Below are 4283 nucleotides of genomic sequence, written 5' to 3' on the forward strand. Positions count from 1 at the left end.
AGATTTGCGTTTGTTCCCCGGAGGCTGGAATAATGGGTATCTCCACCCTCAGGATTGGTAAATCCCCATTCTACCGAGACTTTTGCAAACAGATCCCGAACCTTAAAAACAAATTCCCCATTCGAGGTTACATGTAATACCGAGTCAGATTCCACTTCCGCCATCAGGTAATCCGGAAACTCCGGTTGCTTTGTAATGAGCTCAAATTGGGACTGCCTAAGTTCTGTGTCCCATACATTGGCATGGCTGACTTCAATGCCGTTCTCTTCATCTCGATAATCGATAGGTTCATTCGGAAACAGCTGCCATAAAATCATATCAACCAGGTGAGTGGAGACATCCACAATGGCTTCTCCCTGTTGATCGACATCAAAAAACCACGCCGGCCTAACCAACGTTTCCCCGGCTACCGTTTTGTAGAAAAAGTGGACACTCTCTTTTACGATAGCAGGATTTTCAGGAGTTCCCTTTTCAAGTTCTCCAAATAGCTCAGGAATTTGAGAGAGTTCTTTTTGCAAGATCGTAGTAATGGCATGGCGCTCGGTCATGATGTCGTTTACCACCAGACCTTCTTCATCAGCCGTTTCCAATGCTGTCTTCAGAGTGGAAAATTGATCCGGTTTAATGATCATCGGTTTATCTGCAAGGACATTTATACCGTTATTTATCGCAGTCGTTATATATTCGATTTTACGTGCGTTATTTCCTGCAACGACCATCACGTTGCCCGGTTTTTCCTCTACCATTTTGCCCAGGTAATCATCTCCTCTATAAACTTCCTGATGCCAATTCGTGGGATTTTCCTCTCGGGTATTAAATTGATCGATCATCGACAGATAAGCCTGGAGCTCTTCCCCTTCAGGTGCATAGACATGTACAACAGAGTCGACCTCCGGGTACTGGTTCATCTGAACCAATCCGGCATGAAAATGTCCGGGATTCAGAGTCATTAAACGAACCGTATTATCTTGCTGCGAAGATTCCATTTGCGAGTTTTCTTGAGTGCAGGATATCATGAATAAAAGAAAAAGAGAATAGATCAGGTATTGAGTTCTCATAAAAATCGTAAACTTATAAATCGTGGATAGTTTATATCAATCCTTCGTTAAAAGAGTTCCCTTGTTCATAGACAAGGGAAATAATATGCAGAAAGACGTTGATTATTATAGATTTAAGCCGGGAATTTGAGCCAGTGAATAGCGATATCTTTCAGGTCTTGAAAGCATGCTGTTTGCCTCATCGTCATTTTTAAACCGCTCATTGACCGGATCCCAGTACAGTTTTCGCGGCAGCTTCATGGCAATATGAGAAAGTAAACACGCCGAGCACGAACGGTGGGCAACTTCAACAGGTGCTACCGTCTTTTGACGGCTACTTATACATTCAACCCAGTTCGTATGTTGCTCACTGCTTTCATAGAGATGGATTTCATTTGGCCCAATTTCTGAATCCAGTATATCCGGGTTGCTAGCCTGAATAGGAGAATTCGATCTGTCGCCGCTATCGGGATCACTATCGGTAACGCCACTTCCCCGAGTGACGAAAATCCATCCTTCATCACCTTCAAACCGAATGCCATTCGGATATTGACCATTTACCAGCATTGTTACCCCATTTGCATATTTTGCTGTCACATTAAATTCTCCATGTACGTTCCACAGTCCTTCGTAATTCGGATCTTCATCAGGAAAAGAGGCTTCTGCTTCAATCTCAACAGGCCCTGTATATTCAGTTCCCATTCCCCAGTGAGCAATATCTAAGTGATGAGCTCCCCAACCGGTAATCATTCCTGCGCCGAATTGTTCACAGCGCAACCACCCGGGCCGTGAGTATCCCTCCAGGGGATGAACCCGATCAAGAGTATAGGGTTTTTCGGGGGTTGACCCCAGCCACATATCGTAATCCAGGTGTTCGGGAACCGGCATCGGGGTTGGATCTCCGCCACCGGGATCTCCCGGCAACCCAACTTTTATGGTATGAATCTTCCCGATACGGCCGTTTCGGACCAGTTCACATGCTTTTTTAAAATGGGGCCAGGGAGATACAGAACGCTGCTGACTCCCGATCTGGAAAACAACTCCTGTCCGGTGAACAATATCACTCATTATGCGTCCTTCCTCAAGAGTCAGCGATGTTGGTTTTTGCAAATAGATATCCTTGCCGGCCAGCGCCGCCTCAATGGCCGGTCGAGCATGCCAATGATCCGGCGTACTTATGATTACGGCGTCAATGTCCGGTTGCTCAAGCATTTCTCGGTAATCCTGGTAAAGTTGGACATCCACTTCATTTTCCCATCCTTTCTCTTCAGCGTACCAATTTTCAATAAACTGTTTGCCCTGTTTCATCCGGTTACGATCCACATCGCTTACAGCCACAAGGCGAACATTGTCGTGTTTCATGGTTTCGGGAAGGTCGTGGCCTCTCGCAATTCTGCCAAATCCAATCTGAGCGATATTGATCCTGTTACTCGGTGCATTTTTCCCAAAAACAGTAGACGGTACAATGGACGGTGCCATCAATACACCGGCGGCTCCAAGCACGGATGTTTTCAGGTAATCACGTCGTGTCATTGCATTTTTTGTGCCGGTTTTATCATTGTTGTTCTTCATATTCTATGCGTTATCGTCGGTTGTTGTTATGCGTTTAAATGTCGCTATTTGTATTTAGATTAGTCGGATGTAACCCATTTAATTCCACCAAGTAAGTGCCTTACAAAGAGGGGATCGGAGTACTGCTCCGGCCGGTGTCCAAGCGAGGTGTACCATTGACGACCGCCGTCAAACTCCTGCGACCAGGCTACCGGAAATTGATCTCCAAAATTAGTCCCCGGGAACGTACTCATCTGTTCATCAGTAACTGTGGTAAGGTCGGCTACCAGCAATACATCCATTGCCGGATTTAGCTCTTTTAAGTAATAGCATTCATCATCCTGAATCTCCCAGCGATGAGGCAAAAAGTAGGTGGACGTATGTGTAGGATCCAACACCTCAACCGTAAAATCTTGCCGCGGTGCATGCCGTTCAAAATTCCCGCCAACCAGTTTCGAGAACCAGGGCCAGTCCCGTTCAGAACCGCTGGCCGAATGAATCCCCATAAACCCTCCTCCCTGTCGGATATATTCTTGAAGGGCTTCACGCTGACTGGCTGTATCGAACGCCTCATTGTTGGTATTGGAGAAGATCAACGCATCATACTGTTTCAAATTTTCAATCGTAAACAGGCCCGGATCATCTGATACATCAACCATAAATCCATTCTCCTGCCCCAGTTTATTGATAGCATCAACACTGTATGGAATATTATCATGGACATATCCTTCTCCATTCTTCGTGTAAAGCAAGACTTTCTTTCCCGATAAATGATTCAGTGAGCGCACTTCTACTTTTGGAGGATTTGAATAATCTTTCCAGTATCGATTGGCGGTTTCAGTATCAATTTCACCATCATACACTATCATCCTGTATTGAAGTGTATAGGATTTACCCGGTTCAAGGGTCCAGTCTTTATCTTGTGCCGGATTGAAGTTGATGTACACATTCTCTTCCCCCCCGTTTGAATCTACCGGCCATAAGCGTAATCGTTCAGGAAAATCGTGATTCCCGGGATTAGTCATAAAAAGAACACCCGATCGGCCTTCTTGAACCTCAGAGACTCCATTGACATCAATCCATCGCGCACGGGTTGCATTTCCATTGCTCTTGTCATACCCCTCAGACGTTAACAGGTCTGCTGTCTGGTCATCCCACTTTTCTGTTGCCCGCAGGCTAAACCCCTGATATCGATAAGCTTTGATGGTCAGCGGCGACTGAGAGGCCGGGTGAAGTGTAGAGACAAAGTCAATCAGCCAGATATTATTCTCGGGATCGGCGTTGCAGGCGATCACCTCCCAAGTCTCGTTCAAAGCCACTTTCTCCCCTGAAGGAGCGCTCAGGTCGATATGCTTCAGAAAGGTTTCGAAACCGCCAAAGATCTGGCCCGAGGTGGTTTGCAGGATTTCCTGATGGCGTACGGTTCCCTCTCCATCCCCCAGGTTCCAAAAATCAACTTCACGACCTTCAAAATCTGTACGAGTCCACGGATTCCAAATCCCATAGTGATGGTAATGATCAGGAGGTTGAATCCTGGTTATCACCTCTCCGCCAGGCGACCACAACGGATGAATATATCCATTCCGGCTATAGAGTTCAGAAACCCCTTCCGGCGGAGATGTTACTGCATGGCGATAGCTCAATACATTTTTTCCATCAATTCTCAGGGTTAAATCCTCACCACTGTCAGTAACT

Annotated in this window: 3 protein-coding genes; all 3 read right to left on the reverse strand. The window is 46.1% G+C overall.

Features of this window, described 5'->3' with window-relative positions; all coding sequences use genetic code 11:
• Positions 1-986, reverse strand: a 986-nt coding sequence (locus tag L6773_RS20925; protein ID WP_237856625.1) for a putative oxidoreductase C-terminal domain-containing protein, incomplete at its 3' end; no start/stop codon positions are given.
• Between the two features lie 177 nt (positions 987-1163).
• Positions 1164-2609 carry a Gfo/Idh/MocA family protein gene (locus L6773_RS20930; RefSeq protein ID WP_237856626.1) on the reverse strand — a complete coding sequence of 482 codons (1446 nt, stop codon included), beginning with the start codon at positions 2607-2609 and terminating at the stop codon, positions 1164-1166.
• A 59-nt stretch (positions 2610-2668) separates the two neighbouring features.
• Positions 2669-4283 (reverse strand): DUF6807 family protein (locus L6773_RS20935; RefSeq protein WP_237856627.1); only part of this gene is annotated, 1615 nt, incomplete at its 5' end.

The sequence above is a fragment of the Rhodohalobacter sulfatireducens genome (assembly GCF_022012475.1).
Classification (GTDB): Bacteria; Bacteroidota; Rhodothermia; order Balneolales; family Balneolaceae; genus Rhodohalobacter; species Rhodohalobacter sulfatireducens.

Bases quoted from the DNA above. Each gene is read 5' to 3' on its own strand.
- L6773_RS20930 (WP_237856626.1), bottom strand. From the start codon at position 2,609: ATGAAGAACAACAATGATAAAACCGGCACAAAAAATGCAATGACACGA.